Origin of the sequence: Sphingomonas sp. NPDC019816 (genome assembly GCF_050274375.1) — a bacterium.
Taxonomy (GTDB): Bacteria; Pseudomonadota; Alphaproteobacteria; order Sphingomonadales; family Sphingomonadaceae; genus Sphingomonas.
Genome location: NZ_JBNNOB010000202.1, coordinates 1 through 4,322 on the forward strand (window position 1 = coordinate 1; position 4,322 = coordinate 4,322).

Consider the following 4,322-nt stretch of genomic DNA (forward strand, 5'->3'; position numbering starts at 1 on the left):
GCTCCCCCTCCACCACCCTTCGGGTGGTCCCCCTCCCCGTGCCGGGGAGGATTTTATAGGTTCGCGCGGAGGCGCGGAGAACGCGGAGGGGTTTGTTCCCTTGGCAAGCCGCTCAGATCAGCAAAGACTTAAGAGGAATCCTACACGTGCGGCAGGCCAATCATCTCTGCGTCCTCCGCGCCTCCGCGCGAACAATCTCTTTTAAAGCGCCCGCTTGAACGCCCAGCTGACATGCGCGCCGCCCGCCGGCGTTTCGCCCGTGACGACCAGCTGCTGCGTCGCGACCGGACGCCCGGTGCCGTCGATCCAGAGCGATTCCTCGATCGCCAGCGTGCCCCCGCGACAACGGAACTGCCACAGCGCCCCGTCGTCGAGCCGCAGGATCGCCTGACCGCTCTCGGCCGTCACCATCGCCTCGACCCCGTCGCCGAGGTGGAAGCGAAGCGCGAAGTTGGTGCTGCCCGCCTGCCGCTTGCGCCCTTCCGGCAACAGCGCATCCTCGCCACGCAATTCGCGCCCGTCGCCGGTCAGCAGCAGTTGGCGGCGATGGGTGAAGCCATAGCGGCGGACATAGCCGTCATGGCTCGCCTCGATCCGGCTGGCCGCGTCCGATTCCTGGCGGCTCAGCTCGACCTGGGCGACGCCGCGTCCCAGCGTGCCGTCGGCATGGATCGCGGTGGAGTTGCTGTCGCCCAGCGTCAGCGTCGAATGTGCCGCCGTGGTGCGCAGGCCATGCGCCAGGCTGGCGGGCACCTGCGCCACGGTCGCATTCGCGCCGCCGCAATTGACGACGATCCGCTGCGCGCCGTCCGAAAACTCGAACGCCAGCGTCGAAGCGCAGCCACCCTCGATCGCGCGGGCGATCGGCGGGGGAGCGGCGTCCATGACCAGCACGGTCTGCGCCGCCGCCAGCCGCTGATAGCCCCAGTCGCCCGCCTGGCGCAGCGGCCGGGTACGCACGCCGGAGGCCTCGATCACCGCCGCGATCCGCTCGGGCGTCTCCGGCCCCGCGCCCTGCCAGCTCGACAGCGACCGGTCGCCATGCATCACGCCGAGCAGCGCCGAGATCATCTTCTGCAGCCGCGCCTGGAAATGCTCCGGGAAGACCAGTCCGCGCGCATCATAGACCTCGCGCATCATGGTCAGCAGCATGACCGCATCGAGCTGCACCGCCGGGCTGCGCGCGATGACGCCGCCGTCCGCGAACAGTCCGCTGTCGAGGGCACGGTTCAACCCCGCCTCGCCGAACGCCTGACGCGGATCGCCGCCCGCCAGCAACAGGCCCGCCGCAACGACCCCGCACCATGCCGCGATCCGCGCGACGCCCGGCGGGGCCTTGTCCGCACCGCGATCGAGATGCCGGGCCCCGCGCGCCATCGTGTTGAGCACGCGCGAGCGATAGACGAGATCGGTCGACGACAGGATCAAAGGCGCATGCGCGGTCCAGAACAGGATGCGCCGCCCCCACAGGTCGGGCCGCCAGGCGGTGGCATCGACCGTCTCGGCAAAGGCATCGAGCCAGCGGCCCATGAGGTACTCGGCGATCGGCGCACCCTGCGCGCGCGTCGCGACGGTCGACAGATCGCGCAGCCAGGCAAAGCTGTGCAGATGGTCGGCGAAGCCGCTCGACCAGTCGGGATGGGCGAAATCGATCGATTCGACGCCCCGCTCCTCGCCGCGCCAGTCGAGGACGCCGCCGAGCAGGGCATGGCCGCGCTCGATATCGCCCAGCACCGGGTCCTCGGGCACCGCCATCAGCTTCAGCGGATGCCGCCCCTTCAGCCGCAGCGAATGGAGCGGGGTGCGCCAGGTCAGCCGGTGGAGATGCTCGCTCAACCGGTCGGCGAGCGACAGCCCGCCGCCGCCGACACGGACCAGCCGCTTGCCTTCCTCGATACCGTCGGCGCCCTGCGCGGTCGCGCCGCCGTCCGTCGCTTCGCGCATTCCGATCAGCCGCGCAGGGCGGCGATGTTGGCGGCGTACTGCCCTGGCCCGCCCCGGAAGGCCGCCGTCCCCGCGACCAGTGCATCTGCGCCCGCCTCGATACAGCGCTTGGCCCAGTGCGGGTCGACGCCGCCATCGACCTCCAGATCGATGGCGCGGCCCGAATGGTCGATCATCTTGCGGATCGCGGCGATCTTCTTGAGCTGGCTCTCGATGAAGCTCTGCCCGCCGAAGCCGGGATTCACGCTCATCACCAGGACCAGGTCGACCATGTCGATCAGGTAATCCAGCATCTTGGCCGGCGTACCGGGGTTCAGGACGACGCCGGCGCGCTTGCCCAGCCCCTTGATATGCTGAATGGTGCGATGGATGTGCGGCCCCGCCTCCGGGTGCACGGTGATCGTGTCCGCACCCGCCTCGGCAAAGGCGTCGAGATAGGCGTCGATCGGCGAAATCATCAGATGCACGTCGAACGGCTTGGTCGTGTGCGGGCGCAATGCCTTCACCACCGCCGGGCCGATGGTGATGTTGGGCACGAAATGCCCGTCCATCACATCGATATGAATCCAGTCGGCGCCGGCGGCGTCGATGGCGCGGACTTCCTCGCCCAGCTTGGCGAAATCGGCGGACAGGATGGAGGGAGCGATACGGACCGGGAGCATGGCATTCGTCCTTAACGTCATATCGCGCCCAAGTCAGCCTTTGCGTTGCAGCATCGCAATGAAGAACCCGTCGAGCCGCCCTTCTTTCGCGAGCATCGTCGGCAGGGTGCGGATCGTGCCATTGGTCGTGATGCCCGGCCAGTCGCCCGTGATCGGGACCAGCGCATAATCGGGGCGCGCCTCCAGGAAGGCGACGATCTGCGCCTCGCCTTCCTCGGGCTCCAGCGAGCAGGTGGCATAGACCATATGGCCGCCGGGCTTCAGCCAGTCGGCGGCGCGGGCCAGGATGACGCGCTGCAACTCGGCCATCTCGGCAACGATCGCGGGGCGGACGCGGTAGAGGACATCCGGGTGGCGGCGGAAGATGCCGCTGGCGCTGCACGGCGCGTCGACCAGGATCGCGTCGGCCTGCTCCTTGGGCGCCCATTCGCGCAGGTCGGCGGTGACGACCTCGGCCGATTGGCCTGTGCGCTCCAGATTCTCGTTCAGCCGCGCGAGGCGGGCTTCGGACTGGTCGATCGCGGTGACGGTCCAGCCGGCGGCGGCGAGTTGCAGGGTCTTGCCCCCCGGCGCGGCGCACAGGTCGAGCACATGCCCCTTCCCCTCGCCCAACAGGCGCGCGGGGATCGAGGCGGCGAGGTCCTGCACCCACCAGGCGCCTTCGTCGAAGCCCTGCAATTCCATCACCGAATTACCCGACGGCAAACGGACATGGCCGGGCAGCAGGCTGACCCCGCCCAGCTTTTCCGCCCATTCCTCGGTCGCGGCGGGATCGGCCAGCGTCAGGTCGAGCGGCGGCGGCGCGGCGATGGCATGGGCGGCGGCCTCGACCATCTCCTCACCCCAATTGGCTTCCCAGCGTGCTTCCGTGGCGTCGGGCAGCGCGGGGATTTCGGGGAGCAGGACGCCGCTCTTGGTGATCGTGCTGAAGACGCCGTGCACCAGCTTGCGCGGGCCGCCATCGACCAGCGGCAACACGGTCGCGATCGCGGCGTGCGGCGGCGTCCCCAGCGCCAGCACCTGGACGAGCGCGATGCGCAGCGCGAACCGCGCCTTGGCATCGTCGGGCAGGCGCCGCTTGGTCGCCGAGTCGATCAGCGCGTCGAGATCGGGCAGGCGGCGCAGCGTCTCGGCGGCGATGGCATGCGCCAGGCCCCGGTCCGGTCCCCCCGCCAGCGCGCGCGTCGCCGAGGCGAGCGCGGCCTCCAGCGGCTCACCCCGGCGCAGCACCGCGTCGAGCAGCCGGATCGCGGCGCGGCGGGCGGCGGTGCCCAGCGGCTCGGTCGGGCGCTGCTGCCGCCCGCGCCGGTCCTCGCCCTTGGGGCCACCACCGCGACGATCGGGGCGGCCACGGGTCGGCGATTGGGGAGGACGTGTCACTTGGCAAAACTCCTGTCAGCCCCGACATGGGCTGCGATATATCCGCCCCTTAGTCGAAAGGACCGCCCATGGGCCAGCGCCCCGACCATGTGAAGCCGCCCGCCTATCTCTCGCCCAACCCGCCGGTGCCGGAACCCGAGGCCAAGTCGGAGCCGGACAGCGATCCGTTGGGGAAGAACCCGGTGCGCTACGGGGATTGGGAGTTGAAGGGCGTGGCGGTCGATTTTTGAGGGGAGAGGCCCTCCCGCCTTCTTCTTTCTCCCCTCCCGCAGGCGGGAGGGGTCGGGGGAGGGCAGGGAGCCTCGCAGAGACCATCGCTTGGGGCCTGCCCTCCCC

The 4,322-nt window shown here is 70.1% G+C and carries 4 protein-coding genes; 1 reads left to right on the top strand and 3 read right to left on the bottom strand.

What is annotated here, in order from left to right; translation table 11 throughout:
* Positions 1–201: 201 nt before the first annotated feature.
* From ACQKJZ_RS18260 to ACQKJZ_RS18270, 3 genes are read right to left on the bottom strand one after another with little or no spacing between them, the layout of a single operon-like run.
* Entirely contained in the window at positions 202–1,944 is a 1,743-nt protein-coding gene (locus ACQKJZ_RS18260; RefSeq protein WP_427732986.1) for a heparinase II/III family protein, read from the bottom strand.
* A gap of 5 nt (positions 1,945–1,949) precedes the next feature.
* Entirely contained in the window at positions 1,950–2,606 is a 657-nt protein-coding gene (gene rpe / locus ACQKJZ_RS18265) for a ribulose-phosphate 3-epimerase (protein WP_427732988.1), read from the bottom strand.
* A 33-nt stretch (positions 2,607–2,639) separates the two neighbouring features.
* Entirely contained in the window at positions 2,640–3,986 is a 1,347-nt protein-coding gene (locus ACQKJZ_RS18270; protein WP_427732990.1) for an RsmB/NOP family class I SAM-dependent RNA methyltransferase, read from the bottom strand.
* A 68-nt stretch (positions 3,987–4,054) separates the two neighbouring features.
* Here ACQKJZ_RS18270 and ACQKJZ_RS18275 point away from each other — a divergent pair, with 68 nt between their 5' ends.
* Positions 4,055–4,216: a DUF1674 domain-containing protein gene (locus tag ACQKJZ_RS18275; protein WP_427732992.1), complete on the top strand. Its 162-nt coding sequence runs from the start codon at positions 4,055–4,057 to the stop codon at positions 4,214–4,216.
* Positions 4,217–4,322 lie beyond the last annotated feature (106 nt).